The sequence below is a fragment of the Dactylosporangium sp. NPDC051087 genome (assembly GCF_055586325.1).
In genome coordinates this window covers 1-18,712 of record NZ_JBVJIJ010000006.1, presented here as the reverse complement: position 1 = coordinate 18,712, position 18,712 = coordinate 1, and the positions used below count along the sequence as shown (strand labels likewise).

At 74.4% G+C, this 18,712-nt stretch carries 13 protein-coding genes; 7 read left to right on the top strand and 6 right to left on the bottom strand.

Going from position 1 to position 18,712, the window contains the following annotated elements:
- Nucleotides 1-133 precede the first annotated feature (133 nt).
- Nucleotides 134-3,856: a CHAT domain-containing protein gene (locus ACZ6TV_RS13135; RefSeq protein WP_465297363.1), complete on the bottom strand. Its 3,723-nt coding sequence runs from the start codon at nt 3,854-3,856 to the stop codon at nt 134-136.
- A gap of 175 nt (nt 3,857-4,031) precedes the next feature.
- Here ACZ6TV_RS13135 and ACZ6TV_RS13130 point away from each other — a divergent pair, with 175 nt between their 5' ends.
- Nucleotides 4,032-5,783, top strand: coding sequence for a sensor histidine kinase (locus ACZ6TV_RS13130; RefSeq protein WP_465297362.1), 1,752 nt, complete (start codon nt 4,032-4,034; stop codon nt 5,781-5,783).
- Complete coding sequence (locus tag ACZ6TV_RS13125) at nt 5,773-6,447, top strand: response regulator transcription factor (RefSeq protein WP_465297361.1); 675 nt, start codon at nt 5,773-5,775, stop codon at nt 6,445-6,447. The genes ACZ6TV_RS13130 and ACZ6TV_RS13125 overlap by 11 nt, the downstream gene beginning before the upstream one ends.
- Here ACZ6TV_RS13125 and ACZ6TV_RS13120 read toward each other — a convergent pair.
- Nucleotides 6,413-6,787, bottom strand: coding sequence for a response regulator (locus ACZ6TV_RS13120; protein ID WP_465297360.1), 375 nt, complete (start codon nt 6,785-6,787; stop codon nt 6,413-6,415). The two genes, ACZ6TV_RS13125 and ACZ6TV_RS13120, sit on opposite strands and share 35 nt — an antisense overlap.
- Before the next feature lie 86 nt (nt 6,788-6,873).
- On the opposite strand from ACZ6TV_RS13120, the gene ACZ6TV_RS13115 reads away from it, so the two are divergent.
- The 3 genes from ACZ6TV_RS13115 to ACZ6TV_RS13105 all read left to right on the top strand — a co-directional run bounded on the left by ACZ6TV_RS13115 (nt 6,874) and on the right by ACZ6TV_RS13105 (nt 8,939).
- On the top strand, nt 6,874-7,371 hold the full coding sequence (locus tag ACZ6TV_RS13115) for a hypothetical protein (RefSeq protein ID WP_465297359.1): 498 nt from the start codon (nt 6,874-6,876) through the stop codon (nt 7,369-7,371).
- Nucleotides 7,365-7,913 carry an RICIN domain-containing protein gene (locus tag ACZ6TV_RS13110; RefSeq protein ID WP_465297358.1) on the top strand — a complete coding sequence of 183 codons (549 nt, stop codon included), beginning with the start codon at nt 7,365-7,367 and terminating at the stop codon, nt 7,911-7,913. Before ACZ6TV_RS13115 ends, ACZ6TV_RS13110 begins: the two co-directional genes overlap by 7 nt.
- Before the next feature lie 132 nt (nt 7,914-8,045).
- Entirely contained in the window at nt 8,046-8,939 is an 894-nt protein-coding gene (locus ACZ6TV_RS13105; protein ID WP_465297357.1) for a haloalkane dehalogenase, read from the top strand.
- Nucleotides 8,940-9,047: 108 nt separating this feature from the next.
- Here the strand turns inward: ACZ6TV_RS13105 and ACZ6TV_RS13100 are convergent, their stop codons facing one another.
- The gene (locus tag ACZ6TV_RS13100) at nt 9,048-9,767 is read right to left on the bottom strand and encodes a DUF6193 family natural product biosynthesis protein (protein WP_465297356.1); all 720 of its coding nucleotides are present in this window, start codon (nt 9,765-9,767) and stop codon (nt 9,048-9,050) included.
- 294 nt (nt 9,768-10,061) lie between these two features.
- Between ACZ6TV_RS13100 and ACZ6TV_RS13095 the strand changes: the two genes are divergently transcribed.
- Together ACZ6TV_RS13095 and ACZ6TV_RS13090 are read left to right on the top strand one after the other, a co-directional pair.
- On the top strand, nt 10,062-13,274 hold the full coding sequence (locus tag ACZ6TV_RS13095) for an ATP-binding protein (RefSeq protein WP_465297355.1): 3,213 nt from the start codon (nt 10,062-10,064) through the stop codon (nt 13,272-13,274).
- Nucleotides 13,275-13,366: 92 nt separating this feature from the next.
- A complete protein-coding gene (locus tag ACZ6TV_RS13090; protein WP_465297354.1) occupies nt 13,367-14,506 on the top strand; it encodes a beta propeller repeat protein in 1,140 nt (379 codons plus the stop codon).
- Here ACZ6TV_RS13090 and ACZ6TV_RS13085 read toward each other — a convergent pair whose 3' ends face one another.
- The 3 genes from ACZ6TV_RS13085 to ACZ6TV_RS13075 are packed head-to-tail and all read right to left on the bottom strand — an operon-like array spanning nt 14,507 to nt 18,541.
- Nucleotides 14,507-15,115: a DUF3105 domain-containing protein gene (locus ACZ6TV_RS13085; protein WP_465297353.1), complete on the bottom strand. Its 609-nt coding sequence runs from the start codon at nt 15,113-15,115 to the stop codon at nt 14,507-14,509. It lies immediately after the preceding gene.
- Complete coding sequence (locus ACZ6TV_RS13080) at nt 15,105-16,844, bottom strand: ATP-binding cassette domain-containing protein (RefSeq protein ID WP_465297352.1); 1,740 nt, start codon at nt 16,842-16,844, stop codon at nt 15,105-15,107. The genes ACZ6TV_RS13085 and ACZ6TV_RS13080 overlap by 11 nt, the downstream gene beginning before the upstream one ends.
- A complete protein-coding gene (locus tag ACZ6TV_RS13075) occupies nt 16,841-18,541 on the bottom strand; it encodes an ABC transporter ATP-binding protein (RefSeq protein WP_465297351.1) in 1,701 nt (566 codons plus the stop codon). The genes ACZ6TV_RS13080 and ACZ6TV_RS13075 overlap by 4 nt, the downstream gene beginning before the upstream one ends.
- Nucleotides 18,542-18,712 lie beyond the last annotated feature (171 nt).

Sequence of the window (18,712 nt, the reverse complement as noted above, 5' to 3'; positions counted from 1 at the left end):
CCGGGCATTTCGACTCCTCCGGGGTCATTCGGCAGGCCGACGTTAGTCATCGACGCCCGCGTGCACAAGGCGATACCGCGTCATGCCTGATCGGTGGTTGGCAGGCGGGGCGGTGCTGCGGTGAGGACGCGGCTCAGCGGCCGTAGTGGGTGAACCCCGCCCAGGCGAGCGGACTGAACGCGGCGTCCGGCGGGCACAGTGCCCGCAGTTCCGGCGGCAGGTCGGCGTGGACCGGTGAGCGCATCCATAGCTGGGCCCGGCGCAGCGCGTCGGCCGGGCGGTCGCCGTCGATCCGAAGGTAGCGGTGGACCATGTACATCAGGAACGAGGTTTCGGTGTCCGGCACCGCCCACAGCGAACCGAAGACCGTGCGGGCCCCTGCCGCCAGGAACGACGTCGCGAGGTTGAGCACCTCGTCGTGGTCGGATCTGGTGACGCCGGTGGTGCAGGCGGCCAGGAAGACCTGTTCGAGGTCCAGTGCCGCCGAACGGGAATGCTCCAGCAAGGTCCCGGCCGAGAGCCGGCTGCCGTGGCCCAGGAGCAGGTGCGCCTCGGTCGGGCGTTCGGCGTCCACGGTGGCGTGGCAGGCGAAGTGCAGCACCGACGGTCCCGAAGGCGTCGCATCGATCCAGGCCAGCACGTCGCCGGGGGTGGCGTCGCGGCCGAGGTACTGCCCGTCGGGGTAGAACCGGTCGTGCAACGCCTTGGCCTCGACGCTCGCCGACGCCAGGTCGCCGCTGGGGTCGCCGACCACGAGCGCGGAGCGGACCGGGGCGGACGTCCAGGCGCCGCCCTCGCAGAACATCCGCACCGATGGGCTGTAGCTGATCACTGCCGCATCGAGCGCGTACCGCCTGCGGCCGTCCTCGGTGGTGCATGCCGCGTGCCAGGGCACCGCGGCGAGCGGCCCGAACGGAACCAGCACGAGCCTCGTCGGGCGGCTCGCCGTGCCCCGCGTGACGCCGAGCACGTCGTCCATCGCGGCCGTCCACGCCCACGCACAGAGACGGTCGAGATCGGGGGCCGGCCGCCGGCCGCCGACCGCATCCAGGTCACGGGCCTCAGGATGCGGGTCTCCTCCCGCGAGGACCTCCGCGTCGACCAACGCGGGAAGGGTGCGGATCGTCGGGTCACCGTCGCCCTGGACGATGACCGCCCTGCCGGGCGTCTCGCCGCCACCGGCGATGAGCAGGACGAGAGCGTCGGTGCCGGTCGCCGCCAGCGCCGCCCTGGTCTCGGCAACGGTGACCGGTCGGAGACCGACGACCTCGCCTTCGCCGCCGAGCGCGTCGAGCACGGCGTACCGCAGCTCGTCAGGGACGACGAAGGCGCGCTCGTCACCCAGTGCCAGTGGGGCGCCGGTCAGCCGGTCGCGGCCGACGCCACGGGTCGCGAGCCAGTCGGCGGCCAGTTCGGGATGGCCGCGTTCCACGAGCCGGTCGGCCACCTCGCGGGAGCTGCTGGCGGCTCGCAGGGCCATGGCCCGGCCGGCGTCGAGGATGCCGACGAGGTCGTCCTGGGCGCCGTCCTCGATGCACCATTCGGCGACGGTACGGGCGTGCTCGGCGGCGCTCCTCGCGGCGGCCAGTGCCCGGTCGGTGCCTGATTGCAGGAAGACCTGCCACGCGTCGGCGCGCAGCATCGACCAGCCCAGCTCGCGTGAGCGTGCCCGGTCCGGCTCGTCGGTGAGCCGGACCGCCGCCGCGCAGTTCTCGGCGAGGAAGACCCACAAGCTGTATCGATGATCGCCGGCCAGGCCGAGCGCCTCCGTGAGGTACCGCACGGCCGCAGCCGCATGCTCCGCACGACGGATGCCCAGGCGCGCCAGATGCCGCCGGCACGACCCAGCGGTGAGCCGGGCGGCGATGCCCAGCCGGAGTTCTCCTTCCGGAAGGAGATCGAGGAGCTCCGCCGTATATCGCGCCACCTCCGACAGCAGGCCAGCGTCGTTGCGCGCGGCGCCTTGCCCGTTCAGGGCCTCGGCCGCCGTCATGGCGTTGACGAGCCGGAGCATCCCGATGTGCCCGGGCGGAATGTCGTCCAGGCTCGGCAGGACGACCGGCCGGCTGGTCAGTGGCTCGGCGAGCCAGCCAAAGTTCCGCATGAAGTCGACGATGCCCTTGTCCAGGGACGCGTCGCCGACCTGATCCAGTACAGGCGCCGCAGCGGCCACCACCTCCGCCGCGCCGGCGGCGTCGCCGTTGACGAGGCGGTCGTCGAACCGGGCGAAGAGACTGAACAGTGCGTCGTCCTGGCCGAGTCTGCGCCACTCCGCACTGCCGATGCCGATGGCCAGCCGGTCTCCGGTGACGCGGGCATGGAAATTCATGACGGTTGCCAGCCAGAACTTCACGATCCCGCGAACCGTCTCGGAAAGATGCTCGGAGCTCGACAAGCGGGCGATCCGCTGGACGGCGCCGGCACCGACACCGCCGCCGGACAAACCATCGACCACGTCGCACATACCCAGACCGAGCTCGACCAACGCCGACAGCTGCGGGTCGTCCCGGACTGCCGCGCCGAGCGTGAGCAGCTCAACGGTCTTCGCCAGGTCGTGGGTGCCCTGGTCGTGCCCGATGAGCATGAGCTGGGACCAGCCGAGCACCGCCGCGAACCGGGCTCGCAGGTCAGGATCGGCATGTGGGCTGCGGGCGAACGCGTCGGCGGCGGCCGTCACGAGGCTCCGGTAGGACGACTGGCCGCGATCTGCGGTCGAGGGTGTGGACAGCAGGCCGGCGTCGGCACGGGCGTCCTCGAGTGCCAGTCGCTCGAGGTACACGCTCAACAGTTCGTCGCCCGGATCCGGGTCGAGCCCGATGGCTCGGTCCTGGTGAGCCACCGCGGCGTCCAGTGCGGTGACGTCCTGCCCCAGGTCCCAGACCAGGCGGTGGGACCGCCCGGCCGCGTAGGACACGAACCAGCTGTCCGGATCGGCGTCGTCCAGCAGCACCGCGGACCGGCGCGCGTCCCGGATGTCGCCGTTGCGCACTGCCCTTTCCCGCAGCAGCTCGGCGAGGTCCAGGCGGACCTCGTCATCGATCGGCAACGCCTGCACCTCGGTCAGCACGTCGATGGCCGCGTCGAGATCGTCCGGTCGGCCGGCCGTGCGCCACCGGGTGTGTGCTGCGTCCGCCAGGCACAGGAGCGCGTGCGGCGACCGGGCGGACCGGTCAACCGCGGCCCGGCCGGCACTCACCGCGCAGTCCAGGTCGGTCAGGTCGGCCGAGGCGCCGTCGAGTCTGAACCGGACCAGCGCCGCATCGCTCAGCAGGGACTCGACGAGGGCCAACCGGCCGTCGCTCACCCAGGCGTCGTACGGTTGGGCGAGCAGTGCGGCCCGCGCCGCGATCACCTCCCCGATACCGCGGTCGAGGTCGGACCGGTCGGGGTTCGACCTCGACCGGTTGTAACGCTCCAGGCGGGCGGCGCCGCGCATCAGGCGCACGTAGTCGGTGACGACCGGATGAGCGCCGCTGACGACGACGGCGTCCATGTGCGTGACCACGCCATCGATGTCCGCGCCGTCGGTGCACTCGTGGTCGTAGTACAGCGTCCACGACCGGTCCCACACCATGTCGAGCAGGTGAACCGCCAACTCGTCGCCCTCCGGGTCGGCCGGGTCGGTTCCGTCGGTCAGCCGCCGGGCCCACTCGATCGAGCTGGTGAAGTCATCCGGTGCTCCATGCCGCTGGGCTCGCTCGCGGTAGGCGTGGCTGAGCCAGTACCAACACAGCGGGAGGCCGGGATGGTGCCCGCCGCACCGGTTCGCCTCCAGCAGCAGTTCAATCGCTTGGTCGAGGTCCGCTTCGCGCGGATCGGCGGCGAAGCGGTCGAGTGCCGCCTCCGCGACAGCCATGAGCCAGTCGAAATCGGTGCCACCTTCAGTCGTCCACACGTGGATAGCTGACGGACGCCACTGCCAACCACGCCCGCAGGACCACAGGCACCGCTCATCGGATCCGGACGGCGTCTGAGGCGGCTATGCGTCAGGCGGCTACCGCGGCCCGCCCGGATCCGCTACAACACGCGGTGTGGGATTGCGGAGGGCGGCGGTCGTCCTGCTCGTGGTCGGCGGGGGCGCGCTCGGGGTGTTCGCGCTGTCGCTCAAGGCCGCCGACGGCTCCCACCCGGACGCCGACCTGGTCTTCGGTGGCCTGACCGGTTACCTGTTCCTCGCCGCCGGCCTGACCGCCCACCTGCGCAAGCCGGACAACCACGTCGGGCTCCTCATGGTGCTGCTGGGGGTCGGATGGTTCACCGAGGACCTGCAGTTCTCGTGGGTGGCGTGGGTGTTCACCGCCGGCCTGCTGCTGAGTCACGTTTCCACGGCGCTCGGGGCGCACCTCGTGCTCGCCTACCCGACCGGGCGTCTCGGGCGGTGGCCGGAGCGGGTGCTCGCCGCGCTCGCCTACGCCGTGGCCGTGGCCTGGCCCACGATCGGAATGCTGTTCTACGCACCGGCCAGCATCAACCTGCACAAGCCGGCCAACCTCATGGGGATCTGGGACGAGCCGCGGTTCGTGCGGTTCGTCGTGGACTCCATGGAGCTCGGCGGCGGGATCGTCGCCTGCGGCGTGGCGGCGCTGCTCGTGCGGCGCTGGGTCCTCGCCAGCCGGCCGCTGCGCTACGTGCTCGCGCCGATCTTCGTCACCGGGGTCGCCGCCGCGCTCAGCACCGTCACCGGCGGGGTGTTCGGATACGACAGCCGGCTCGCGCAGGGCGTGCTGGTGGGGTACAAGCTGTGGTGCTGCCTGCTGCCACTGGGGTTCCTCGCCGGGGTCCTGCGGGTGCGGATCGGGCCGACCCGCGTCGACAGCCTCCTGGTCGAGCTCGGCACCGCCGGCGGTGGCTCGCCGCCGGCCCTGCGCACGCTGCTGGCTCGCAGCCTGCGGGACCCGTCGCTGCGCCTCGGCCTGTGGAGCGGGCCGCAGGAGTCCTATGTGGACGATGAGGGGCGGCCGGTCGTGCTGCCGGCCGGTCCGGCCCGCGCCGTCACACGCGTCGCGTTCGACGGAAGGCCGCTCGCCGTCGTCGTGCACGACCCGGCCCTGCGCGAGGACCCGGTCCGCCTCGAGGCAGTCGTCGCCGGCACCGCCGTGGCTCTGGAGCGCCAGCGCCTCGCCGCGGAGATGCTGGACCAGCTGCGCTCGTCGCGGGAGCGGATCGTCGCGGCCACCGACGCGGAGCGGCGCCGGCTCGGCCAGGACCTGCACGACGGCGCGCAGCAGAACCTGCTGGTCGCCGCGGCCTACCTGCGGCACGCGACGGGCCGGCTCGACGGTACCGTCGAAGCCCTGGTCCTTGAAGACCTGCGCCGCTGCGACCGGGCGCTCACCGAGGTCACCCGCGAGCTGCGCGAGATCGCCCACGGCCTGCTCCCGGCCGCGCTCGAGCTCGGCATCGAGGCGGCCGTGCAGTCGCTCACCGCGGCGATGCCGATCCCCGTCGAGATGGACACGGTGGCCGTACCGCGGCTGCCGCCGACGGTGGAGTACACGGCCTACATGGTGGTCAAGGAGGCGTTCTCGAACACGCTCAAGCACGGGCAGGCCACACGCGCGGCCGTGTCGTTGCGGTACACCGGAAGCGCGTTGGAGGTGACGGTGACCGACGACGGCCGCGGTGGGGCGTCGGTCGACGGCGGCCGGGGGCTGCTCGGGTTGCAGGACCGGGTGCAGGCGATCGGCGGGCGGCTCGCGGTGAGCAGCCCGGCGGGGGCGGGGACCGTGCTGAGCACCGTGCTCCCCGGAGGACCGGCGGAGGGAGCCGACGATGACGGATGACCGGCCGGTGCGCGCGGTGATCGCCGAGGACCACGCGCTCTTCCGCGAGCTGATCGTGGCGCACCTGCTCCGGCACGGCGTCGACGTGGTCGCCGAGACGGCCGACGCGCTGCATCTCGGCCGGGCCGTGCGCGCCATGCGGCCCGACGTGGCGATCGTCGACATCCGGCTGCCGCCCGGGGCCGGCCCGGCAGGGCTGCGCGCCGCGGTGGAGATCCGCCGTGAGCATCCCGGCGTCGGGGTGCTGCTGCTGTCACAGTACGTGGAGGCGCAGTACTTCACCGCCCTCGTCGCCGGCGGCATGCGCAAGGTCGGGTACCTGCTCAAGGAGCGCGTCGGCGGTGCCGGTGACTTCGTGGCCGCGGTGCGCCGGGTCGCCGCGGGCGGCTGCGTCGTCGACCCGGAGATCTCGGCGCTGCTGCTGAAGGGCCACGCCCAGCGCGGCCTCGCGGGGCTGACCGGCCGCCAGCTCACGGTGCTGGAGCTGATGGCGCAGGGGTTGAGCAACAGCGCGATCGCCGAAGAGCTGGGCGTTTCCGGTCGTACCGTCGAGACGCACGCCAGCGCCGTATACCAGGAGCTGGGCATCCAGGACGAGCGCGGCACCCATCAGCGCGTGCTGGCGGTCCTCATGTACCAGCAGGATCGTCAAGGCCGAGCATGACCGCGATCGGCCTCGACGAGAGCTGGTCCTTGGCCACGAACCCGTGCGCGCCGCTGCCGGCGTAGGCCGCCGCGTAGTCCTCGACGCGGTGCACGGAGCACAGCACCACCCGCACGCCGGGCCACCCGTCGCGGATGCGCCGGCACACCGCGAACCCGTCGCCGTCGGGCAGGTGCACGTCGAGCAGCACCACGTCCGGCCGGTCGGCCGCGACCAGCGCGACGGCCTCCTGCCCGGTGCCCGCCTCGCCGGCCACCTCGAGCCCCGTGCGCTCCAGCAGCGTCCGGGCGAGCAGCCGGAACCCGGCGTGGTCGTCAACGATCAGCACCCGGGACGTCACCCCGCCATCCTCTCCCCCGCACAGGCCGCCTGTCCTCAGTGCTGGCCCGGAGGACTTCCCACGCCTCGGGCGCCATCCTCGCTCCCATGAGTATCCGTCGAGTCGCCTGGAGCGCCGTCGCCGTCGGGGTGGCGGCCGCGATCATCGCCTGCGGCTCGGGCTCGAAGCCCGAGTCCAGCAGCAACAACAACAAGCCGCCCCCGCCGCCGGCCACAACGGGCGAGAAGCCTGCCCCGGCGCAGACGACCGGTGGGGGCAAGCAGGGCACGCTGTCCTCGCGCAGCACCGCCGGCACCCGCGACCGCGTCTCCTGCGCGGCCATCCAGACCGAAACACGGATCACCGCCAACGGCGGCCCGGTCCAGTGGACGTCCCGGGTCGTGGACCGCGTGACCCCACCGAACGCCGCCGTCACCGTCACGACCGTCACCGTGTCCCCGTCGTCGGGTTCCCTGGCCGCCGGCGCGAGCACGGTGGTGAAGATCGGCGGCAGCTACCCGGCCGACAAGCAGCGCTTCTACGTCCTGCTGAACTACCCGACCAGCACCGGCAGCGGAGCCGTCCAACTCGAGATCGGATGCTGATGTCCACTGCCCGCAAACACCTCGTCGCGCTGGCGGCCTGCCTCGGCCTCGCCGCCGGCGCCCTGATCGCCGCCCAACCGGCCGCCGCCGCCGCCACCTACTACATCAGGACCGGCAACCAGCGTTCCTGGCTGTGCCTGGACGTGGTCAACGGCGGCACCGCCAACGCCACGCCGCTGCAGACGTGGCACTGCTGGGAAGGTCCGATGCAGCGCTGGACGCCGGTGTACGAGGCGACGTTCGCCGGCATCGCCTACTACCAGCTGGTCAGCTTCAACTCCCCGCCCGGCGAACCCAAATGCATCGAGGTGCCGTGGGGCAACCCGGCGCCCGGCGCCGCCCTGCACATGTGGGACTGCCTGGGCGTCGCCCGCCAGCTGTGGGCGTTCGAGGACATCCCCGCCACCGGGATGCTGCAGCTGCGCAACCTGCAGACCAAGCAGTGCCTCGACATCCGCGACGGCGACTGGCACGAGGGCACCAGGATTCAGCAGTGGCCCTGCTGGGGCGGCGGCCCGCAGCAGTGGTACTTCACCGCCTGACCGCCCCCGCCCCATCCGCGTCGAGCCGCCGTTCGCAGGGAGCCCCCGGCGAACGGCGGTCCGGGGGCGGTCACCGCACAGCCGTCACGGCACGGATCCGCGGGCTTCATCCGCGGGCGCTACGGTCGGCGGATGGCGCAGTACCTGCCGGCGCATCACGACGTCGCGGTCGCGGGGACCAGCATGCATTACGTCGAGGCGGGTGCGGGAAGGCCCGTCGTGTTCGTGCACGGCAACCCGACCTCGTCGTACCTGTGGCGTGACGTCCTGCCGGCCGTTCACCGTCACGGGTGGCGGCTCGTCGCCGTGGACCTGATCGGCATGGGGGCCTCCGGGAAGCCGCCCATCGGCTACCACCTCACAGACCACATCGACCACTTCGCGGCGTTGCTCGACGCGCTCGAACTCACCGACGTCGTCTTCGTCGCGCACGACTGGGGTGTCGCGATCTGCCTGGACTTCCTGCGGCGCCACCCTGACCGGGTCGCCGCCGTCGCGTTCATGGAGGGTCACCTGCGCCCGCTCGACGGCTGGGACGCGTTCGACCCGGGCGGGCGGGCGCTGTTCCAGCAGTTGCGGACCGCGGGCGTGGGCGAGCGCATGGTGCTGGAGGAGAACTTCTTCATCGACACGCTCCTGGCCTCGGCCACGGTACGCCCGCTGCCGACGGCCGATCTTGCCGAGTACCGGCGGCCCTACCCCGACCCGGACTCGCGACTCCCGCTGCTGCAGTGGGCGCGGGAGATCCCGATCGGTGGTCAGCCGGCCGGCACCGCGAAGATCCTGGCGGACGCGTGGGACACCCTGCGCACGGCGCCGCTGCCGAAATTGCTGGTGCACGGCCACCCCGGCGCCGTCGTCACCGCCTCCACGGTGGCCATGTGCCGCGACGCGGTCGCGAACCTCAGTGTGGCCGACGTCGGCGAGGCCGGACATCTCCTGCCCGAGGACCGCCCGGCAGCGGTGGCCGCGGCAGTGTCGGCGTTCCTCGACTCGCTGCCGGACTCGCAGGCGGGCGGTCGGTGAGCGGGCCTCGTTGTTGGGTCCGCGGTCTTGCTGCGCGTCGGTCAGTCGCGGGGTTTGGCCTGTTCGGCGGATTCAGTTGTGGTGGCGACATGACCAGCGGTGGCGATCTCAGTCGATGGCAGTGCCGCGAGGACCAGGGCGACACTGCCGGCCGCGTCGGCGGTTCCCAACTCGCGGCCGTCTGACGCTTTTCACCAGGTAGCGGTCCTCACCGATCGGTATCACCTGCGGATAGCCGCCGCTGTGGGGGTAGCCTGCCGTTCGGCTGAAGCCGAGCGTGTGCAGGCTCGTGAACGGTAGTAGCGCGCGGAGCCGCGGTTCGTGGATGGCCAGGGCGATGAAGGCGTGCAGAGGCGCCAGGTGGGACGCCTGCCGGGACCTCTCGTGATACCGATGCCAGGTGAACTCCGCGGCCTCACCGCGTTCGTGGGCCTCGGCCAGCCCGTCGAAGTGCACGAACGGCCAGGCGGCATTCAGCTCGCGGACCCGGGAGCCGGACTGCCAGACATGTGTCGCGCCGGCCACCGCCGACAGGTCCGCAGTGTGGCCGGCGGCCATGCGGACACCCGACGACCAGAACTCCATGGTGAAGACCCGTTCGGCGATGCCCATCACGATGCTGGTGTGGCGTTGTGGATCTTCCACTCTGGCCCCCACGTAGCGCCAGCCCGGGGCGCGTTCGGGCAGCGCGGTCAACCGCTGGTCCGCCTTGTCGAACTCGGCCTGCAACGCGTGTTGCAGGCTGCCCGCGCTGGCGATGTCGGGATAGCGCACGGGATCGGGCCGCGCCGGACCGCTGGGCGCAGCAACAGCTTTCGCGTCATCCACCAGCGGAGTGTGTCACTGGTCCTGGGGGCTCTGCACGCATGCGCGGGCCCGGGCGTTTCGAGGACTACCTGATCGGCGCCGAGGACGACCTGCGTCAGCGCCGTCAGCACGATTGCGGGAATCCCGCGTGGTCGATGATTGGCAATTCCCGTGCATCGCATGCCACACAGTCGGATATGCGTCCGGATTCCGGCAACCGGGCCCGGTACCGGCCGGTCAAAGATAGCGCAGGGGCAATGCGACGCCCATGGCGGAGCCGTGCACGCATTGACGCACATGCATGAAAGGGGAGGCGTGGCCGAAACGACAACGGAGACGACCGGAGACCTCGACCCGGCCCGGATCGCCGCCGTGGACACCCTCGCAGGGCTGGCGAGCCTGCTGCGCGAGCTGCGCCGCCGGGAGGCGCGGCGGCAGGGTGAGCGCGAGCTGACCTACCGGGAGCTGGCCGCCGCCACCGGCTGGTCGAGCTCGGTCATCGGGGCGTACCTCACCGGCGAGACATTGCCGCCGACGAACCGGTTCGACGCGCTGATCCAGGCGCTCGGCGCGGGCCCGGCCGAGCAGCGGCTGCTCGCCACCGCACGGGACCGGGTCGAAGAGCGGCCGCGTGGCGGCGGGAAGGGCACCGTGCGCCTCGGCGGGCCGGCGCTCGTCGGGCGGTCGGCGGAGCTGGCGGTGCTGCGCGCGGCCGTCGAAGCTACCGCGCGCGGGGGCGGCGGCGCGGTGTTCCTGGTCGGCGACGCCGGTATCGGCAAGACACGGCTGGCCACCGAGGCCGCGCGGTGCGCGGAGGCCGCCGGCCTGCGGGTGCTCAAGGGGCGGGCGGTCTCGCCGGCCATGCAGTTCCGGCCGCTGCGAGAGGCGGTGCTGCCGGTGCTGCGCCACGACGGGCCACCGGACGACCCGATGCTGGTGCCGTACCACGCCGCGCTGGCCCGGCTGGTGCCCGAGTGGCGCGCCGACCGGTCCGACGGCGCCGACGGCTCGCTCGTCGTCCTGGCCGAGGCGGTGCTGCGCCTCGCCGTGACGATCGGCCGGCCGCGCGGCTGCCTGCTGCTGCTGGAGGACCTGCACGAGGCCGACCCGGAGACCCTCGCCGTCGTGGACTACCTCGTCGACAACGTCGCGGCGGAGCACCTGCTGATCCTGGGAACCACCCGGCCCACGCCGGGAAGCGCCATCGAGCTGTTCCGGGCCGCGCGCCAGCGACGCTCGGCGGACCTGGTCGCGCTCGGGCGGCTCGACGAGGAGGCGGTCCGCCGGCTGGCCGGTGCCTGCCTGGACACGCCGGACGAGGAGGTGCCGACCGCGGTGCTCGCCCGGCTCGCGGCGATCGCCGACGGCGTGCCGCTGCACGTCGAGGAGCTGTTGGCCGGCATGGTGGGCGACGGGGTGCTGGTGCACGACGACGGCGGCTGGACGCTGTCCGGCCCGGTCGACGCGACCCTTCCGGCCACGCTCGCCACCACGCTGGCCGGCCGCGTCGAGCGGCTCAGCGGACCGGCACGCGCGATGCTGCACGCGGCCGCGCTGCTGGGCCGGCAGTTCCGCGCCGAGACCGCGGGCGCGATCGCCGACGTCGCGGGGCTCGCGCTGGTGGCCTGCCTGCGCGAGGCGGTCGGGGCGCAGCTGCTGGTCCCTGACGAGGACGATCCCGCGCAGTACCACTTCCGCCACATGCTCACCGCCGAGGTGCTGCGGGCCCAGCTGCTGCCGGTCGAGCGCGCGCTGCTGTCGGGCCGCGCGGCCGCCGCGGTCGAGGCCGCCGCCCCCGACGGCTGGCCGCTGCTCGCCGCCGAGCTGTGGTCGGCGGCCGGCGAGCCGGTCAAGGCGGCGACGCGGTTCGCCACCGCCGGCCGCCAGGCCACCGCCGAAGGCGCCCTGAGCACCGGCATCGCCCTGCTGGAACGGGCCCTGAGCCTGGCCGGCACCGGCGGGTCCGGGCCACGGCCGGAGATCGTCGTGGCGCTGGTCGACGGGTACGCCGACGCGGGACGCATCGAGGACGCCCACGCCGTCGCCGCCCGGTTCAGCGGCCACGCAGAGATCCATCTGCGGCTGGCCCGGGTGGCCGCCGCCGCCGGAGACTGGCTGCCGGGCCTGGAGCAGGTGACCGTGGTGCGCGACCTGCTCGGCCCGGACCCGGACCCGGCCGTCGCCGCCCGCGTCGACGAGGTGGAGGCGCGCCTGGCGTTCGGCAACCCGACCGCGGACCGGCGCGCCAGCGCACGGGAGCTCGCCCAGCGGGCGCTGGACGCGGCCGGCGCGACCGGGCAGCCCGACGTGGCGGTCGGGGCGCTGGAAACCCTGGGCCGGTGCGCCCGGCTGCACGACATGACCGAGGCGGACGAGCTGTACCGGCGCGGGCTCGCCCTCGCCGACGAGCACGGCCTGGCCGCCCGCAGGATCGGGCTGCTGTACAACATCGGCGCCCACGACGGCATCCGCGACGGCGACGTCGACCGGCTCGTGGAGGCGCTCGCCGTCGCGCGGGACGCGGGCGCGGTCGTCACCGCGCTCGACATCGAGATCGAGCTGTGCATGGCGCGGATCTGCCGGGGCGAGTACGCGCAGGTGCAGGTGGCGGCCCGCAGCTGCGAGGAGACCGCGGCGCGGCTGCGGCTCACGCACTCCCGGCTGATCGCGCTCGGCGTGCGGATCATGGCGGCCGCGCACCGCGCGGAGCGGCGCGAGGTCGACACGCTGATGGCCCGCTTCCGGGACCTGGGCGGCGAGGAGGACGACTTCTCCGCCGCGGTCCACGGCGTCGGTCTCGCGTTCGGGCATCTACTGTACGAGGAGCACGACCTCGCCCGCGACGAGCTGGCCCGGTCGGTGGCGCAGGAGTCGCACCAACCGACCTCCTACGTGTCCTTCATCAACGCCCCGCACCTGCTGCTGTCGGTCCGCGACGGCGAGGCCGGCCGGGCCGAGTGCGCGGCCTTCGCCGCCTCGCCGCAGGCCGAGGCCGGCTGGAACCGGCAGTTCCTGCTCCTCGCCGACGCCCTGGCGGCGGCCCGGGCGGGTGCGCCGGCGGAGGCGGCGGCGAGCATGGCCACGTTCCTGGCCACCTCCGAACGCTTCCCGATGGCGCGGTTCCTCGGGCTGCGCCTGGTCGCCGACGACGCGGTCGAGCGCGGCTGGGGCGAGCCGGTGGCGTGGCTGCGCACCGCCGAGGCGCACTTCCACGACTCCGCCCCGCACGTCGCCCGTGCCTGCCGGGACCTGCTGCGCCGGGCCGGCGCGCCGGTCCCCCAGCACCGGCAGGGCAGCGCGGTCCTGCCGCCGACCGCCCGCGAGCTCGGCATCACGGTGCGCGAGTTCGAGGTGCTCGCGCTCGTCGGCGAGCAGTTGAGCAACGCCGAGATCGGCCGGCGGCTGTTCCTGTCGCCGCGCACCGTCGAGAAGCACGTGGGAAACCTGCTGGCCAAGACCGGGCTGCCGGACCGGGGCCGGCTCGCCGGGTTCGCCGCCGAGGCGGACACCGGCACAGAACATGGGTAGCCGCCCGCAAGAACCTACGGGCTTTTCCCGCCGCCGGGGGCCTGTCCGCCGTTCCACGATGGCTGCGTACCCGCACAACGAAAGGAATGCTCATGCATGTCAACCGGTCGATGACCACCGCGTTCACCGTCGCCGCGGTGCTGCTCGGCGCGCAGCCGGCGCACGCCGGCGCCGGTGTGAAGTGGACCGTCGCACCGCCGGTGCCGCTGCGCTTCGGCGTCACCGCCGCCCAGCTCAACGACGTGGCGGTGCGGTCGGCGAGCGACGCCTGGGTGGTCGGTGAGCAGGCGGACGGCCAGCGCCGCCCGATCGCCGCGCACTGGAACGGCGCGGTCTGGACGACCCCGAGCCTGCCCGTCCCCGCCGGCCCGCAGGGCCAGTACGGGCTCGACACGGTCGACACGACCGGCCCGGACGACGTGTGGGCGGCCGGCACCGACGCCTCCACCGTCCCGGTGTTCCTGCACGGCACCGCGGCCGGCTGGCAGCGCGTGCCGTCGGCCGTGCCGGCCGGTACCGTCGAGGACCTCGACATGCTCTCCCCGTCCGACGGGTGGGCCGTCGGGAAGACCGCCCGGGGCGCCGGGCCGCTCGTGCTGCGCTGGCAGGGCGGCTCCTGGACGTCCGTGGCCGCGCCCGAGATCGACGGGAGCCTCACGGCGGTCCACGCGGTGACCGCCGACGACGTGTGGGCGGCCGGCAGCCAGACGGAGCCCGACGGCAGCACCTCCGGGCTGCTGCTGCACTGGAACGGCACCGCGTGGACGGCAGCGGGGCAGCTGCCGCCGCTGCCGGGCGCGGGCGACGTGGCGTTCGACGACGTGAGCGCCGCCGCGCCCGGTGACGTCTGGGTGGTCGGCGCCCGCTGTACCGGCGAGGACGACTGCACGCCGCTCGCGCTGCACCTGGTCACCGGCGGCTGGCAGGTGGTGCCGAGCGACGGGACCGCGACCAGGCTCACCGGCGTCGTCGCGTTCGCCGCCGACGACGTCTGGATGACCGGGTACGTCGCCGGCACGCTCGACGCGGAGGCCGTCCACGTCGAACACTGGGACGGTGTCCGCTTCACCACCGACCAGCAGGCCGGGCACGACCCGTCCGACCCGGCCGGCGGTCAGGGACAGCCCGCGTCGGGCCTCACCGCGATCGCCGGCGACCCGGTGAACCGGGACCTGTTCGCCGTCGGCTGGTCCCTCGACGTGCACGTCACGCCGTACGCGATCCGTCGCTGATCACGTCAGGGGAGCGCCCGTGCCGCCGTGGCACGGGCCTCCCCGCTCCGGCGTGAGCGGCCCCTCGCGGTACACGTCGAGGAACCGCCGCAGGCGATCGTCGCCGGCGTCGTCCAGGCGCAGCTGCCGCCCCCACGAGCTGGCCACGACGGGCGCCGGGAGCCCGGGATAGGGGCTGACGATGGTGTACGGCCGGCGCCCGAGCAGCCGCAGCGCCGCGATCTGGCCGGCGGGGAGGTCGGGCCGGTAGGTCACCCACACCGCGCCGTGCTCCAGCGAGTGGACCGCGTTCTCCGCCGGTACCGGCGCCGCGTAGACACCGCAGTTCAGCCACACCGGCGCGTGCGGCCCGCCGGCCGGTGGGGTCCGGTCGTAGCGCACCGGATCGGCGGTGTGGTAGCGGTCCTGGATCGCGAGCCGCTCGACCCCCGGGATCCGCGGCTCCGGCTGCGGCCCGAACCGCCGGTACGCGACCACGTCGGCGGCGAGCACGAGCCCGGCGACGGCGACGGCGACGGCCACGACGGCGGCGACCGCGCCCCGGCTGGGCCGCCGGGGCGGTTTCCCGGTCCACGGATCGACGGGTGCCACGGCGGTTTCAGACGCCATCGGATGCTCCATTCTCCGGCTCCCAGAGCCCGACGAGCTGGCGGTAGCGCGGGCTGCGGTCGACGAGCCGGTCGTGCGGCCCGGCGACGACCTTGCCGGCGTCGACGAGCAGCACCCAGTCGGCTCGGGTGGCGCTGCTGATGCGGTGCGCGACGACGATGAGCGTCCCGCCGCGCCGGCGCATGAGCAGCTCGGCGCGTAGCTCGGCGTCGGGGTCGAGGTGGGAGGTGGCCTCGTCGAGGACGACGATCGGGGCTGCCGCGAGGTAGGTGCGGGCCAGCGTCACCAGCTGCCGCTCCCCCGCCGACAGCCCGGCCCCGCCGGCGCTGAGGCGCTCGTCGAGGTCCAGCCGCCCGAGCCCGAACGCGTCGGCGGCGGCGCGCAGGACCTCGTCGGAGGCCGCCGGCGCGAGGTAGGCCAGGTTCTCCCGGACGGTGCCGGCGAAGACGTACGGCTCCTGCGGCGCCAGGGCCAGCACGCCGGATCCGGGCGCCGGTGGCGCGCCGCCGACCAGGACCGTGCCACCGGCCGGCTCGCGCACGCCGCAGAGCAGCGCGGCGAGCGTGGACTTCCCGGCGCCGCTGGGTCCGACGACCGCGACGTGCGCGCCGAACGGCACGGTGAAGCCGGCGCCGTCGAGCACGGGCGCGGCGTCCTTCGAGTACGCGAAGCCGACCGACTCCGCCACCACCGCCGGCCGCACCGGTGAGCCGGCAGGTCCCGGCGTCCGCGCCTTGCCCTGTTCATCTGCGGTGACGGCGTCGCTCAGGCGGGTCATGAGGCCGAGCAGCTCGGCGAGCCACCCGGCGCCGCCGTAGACCAGGAAGCGCAGCGCGGGGCCGAGGGCGAACATCACGTAGTAGACGGCGGCGACGAGCTCGCCGGTGCCGAGGCGGCCGCGGCCGATGAGGACCGGGGCGAGGGCGAGGAGCAACACCAGACCCAGGTCGACGCCGACGCCGACGACACCGTCGTGCATCGCGTCGGCCCGGCCCAGCGCCCGCGCCGCCAGCCCGGCCCGCTCCACCCGCTCCAGCACGGGCCGGGCCGCCGCGTCCTGGGCGGCGAAGGCGGTGACGTCGCGCCGGGCGGCGAGCGTGCTCACCACGTGCTCGGCGAGGTCCTCCTCGGCGAGCAGGGAGCGGCGCTGGCGGCGCAGCACGACCCGGACCAGCAGCCGGTAGCCGGCCACGGAGGCGACCAGGCAGGGCAGCTCCACGAGCAGGATCACCGGGTCCAGCACGGCGAGGCCGATGAGGGCGCCGACCGCCACCGATCCGGTGGCGTGGGCGTTGCGCAGCACCGAGGCGACGAGCATCCGCGCCTGCTCGACCTCGTCGACCGCCTGCCTCACGGCCGCCCCCGGCACCTGCGCGTCCTGGCGCACGGCACGGCGCAGCCCCGCGGTGACCACGGCGGTGACGAGCTCGTCGCGCAGCGGCTCGACCACCCGCACCAGCGGCGCGAACAGCAGCCGCCCGGCGACCGCGGCGACCAGCCGCACCTGCGCGAGCAGCGCCACCCAGAGCAGCCCGGTCCCGGCCCGGTGGGCGAAGAACCCGTCGTCGAGCGCGTGCGCGACGGCGATGCCGGCGAGCGTCGTCGGCGCCGCCAGTACGACCACCAGCCCGCCGACCGCCAGCAACGGCCGCGGCCGCCGGCGCAGCACGGACCACAGCAGCCGCCATCCGCCCCGAACGGAACCGCCGCCGGTCATGCCGGGGGTCATGCCGGGCTCCCCTGGGTCACCGGGTCGTGCTCCACCGCGCCGAACAGCGCGCGGTATCCGGGTGCGGACCACAGCGCCCGGTGCGGGGCGTAGCCGCGGACCCGGCCGGCGTCGAGCCACAGCACGAGGTCGGCCGCGGCGGCCGTCGCCGCCCGGTGGGTCACGACGAGCGTGGTGCGGCCGTGCCAGGCGTCGCGCACCGCGTGCGCGACCTCCGCGGCGGTGGCGGTGTCGAGGCTGCTGGTGGCGTCGTCGAGGACGAGGACCCGGGCGGGCTGGGCGAACGCGCGAGCCAGGCCCACCCGCTGGCGTTCGCCGCCGGACAGCGGCGCGGCGCCGGGCGGGGTGTCGTAGCCGGCCGGCAGGCGCCGCACGAACGCGTCCGCGCGGGCCAGGCGGGCCGCCCGCACCACGTCGTCGTCGCGCAGGTCCGCACCGGCGGCGATGGCCGCACCGAGTGTGGCGCCGAACAGGTTGGGCTCCTCGAACGCGTACGCCACGGCCGCCCGCACGTCGTCCGCCGGTACCGTGCGCAGATCGTGGCCGTCGAGCAGCACCCGTCCGGCGTCGGGGTCGGCGAGCCGCCCCACGAGCGCGACCAGCCGCGACTTGCCCGACCCGGACGGCCCGACGACGGCCACGTGCGCACCCGCCTGGATCGTGCATGAGACGTCGCCGCCGCGGCCGTCGAGGCGCACCCGGTCGAACCTCAGCAGTCCGGGCCCCGGCGGGAGGCGGACCGTGCCACCGGGGTCGGGGGGTGGGGCGGCGAGCAGCTCGGCCAGACGGCGGGTCCCCGCGAGGGCGCGCACCCCGGCCGCGAGCGCGTCGACCTGCTCCAGCACCATGAGGGTGAGCTGGCTGTACAGCAGGACGGCCAGGACAGAGCCGGGGCTCAGCCGGCCCGCGACCGCGCTCAGGCCGGCGACGGCGAGGACGGCGGCGTTCAGCAGCGGGTCGAGCAGGCCCATGCGCCAGCCGACGTCGCGCTGGGCGCGCCAGGACAGGCGGCCCGCCGCGCGCAGGTCGGCGAGCGGGCCGAGGACGCGGCGCAGCTCCCGGTCGTGGGCGCCGAGGGCGGCGATGGTCCGGGCGCCGCGGTGGGCGTCGACGAGGAGGTCGGCGAGCGCACCGCGGGCGGCACGGTAGCCGGCCTCGGGTGCGGCGCTGCCGCGCAGGAACGCCCGGACGACGAACCAGGACCCGACGAGCTCGGCGGCGACCACCACGGCGCTGCGCCAGTCGACGGTGCACAGCAGCACGAACGCGGCGAGGCCACCCGCCGACGTCACGGCCGAGCCCAGGACGATGTTCGCGATCCGGGCCGGGGTCTCGGCGTCGGACGAGCAGCGGGCGAGCAGCTCACCGTCGGGGAAGCCGGCGTCGTACGGCGGCCGTCGCAGCGCCGCGGTGAACGCCGCGCCACGGTGGCGGGCGGTGGTGGCGCTGGCCCGGTCGGCCGACGCCCGGCCGGCCAGCGCCGATCCGGCCAGCGCCCCGGCGAGCACCAGCGCGAGGACGAGCACCGGCCGGGCCGCCGGGCCGCGGCCGGACATGCTGTCGACCACGGTGGCGAGGGCCATCGGGGCGGCGAGCCCGAAGCCGATCGACGCGGCGAGCCCGAGCAGGCCGACCGCGGTGCGGCCGGGGTGGTGGCGCAGCAGGTCCTGGGTGATGAGTCGGTACACATTCGGCACGGGTGCTCCACAGTGGACGCGAGTGGCGGTGGGGGGGGGGGGGGGGGGGGGGGGGGGGAGGGGGGGCGGGGGGGGGGGGGGGGGTGGGGGGGGGGAGGGGGGGGGGGCGGGGGGAGGGGGAAGGGAGGGCACTAATGGTTGATCAGTGTCTATTTTCGGTCTCGTTCTTCC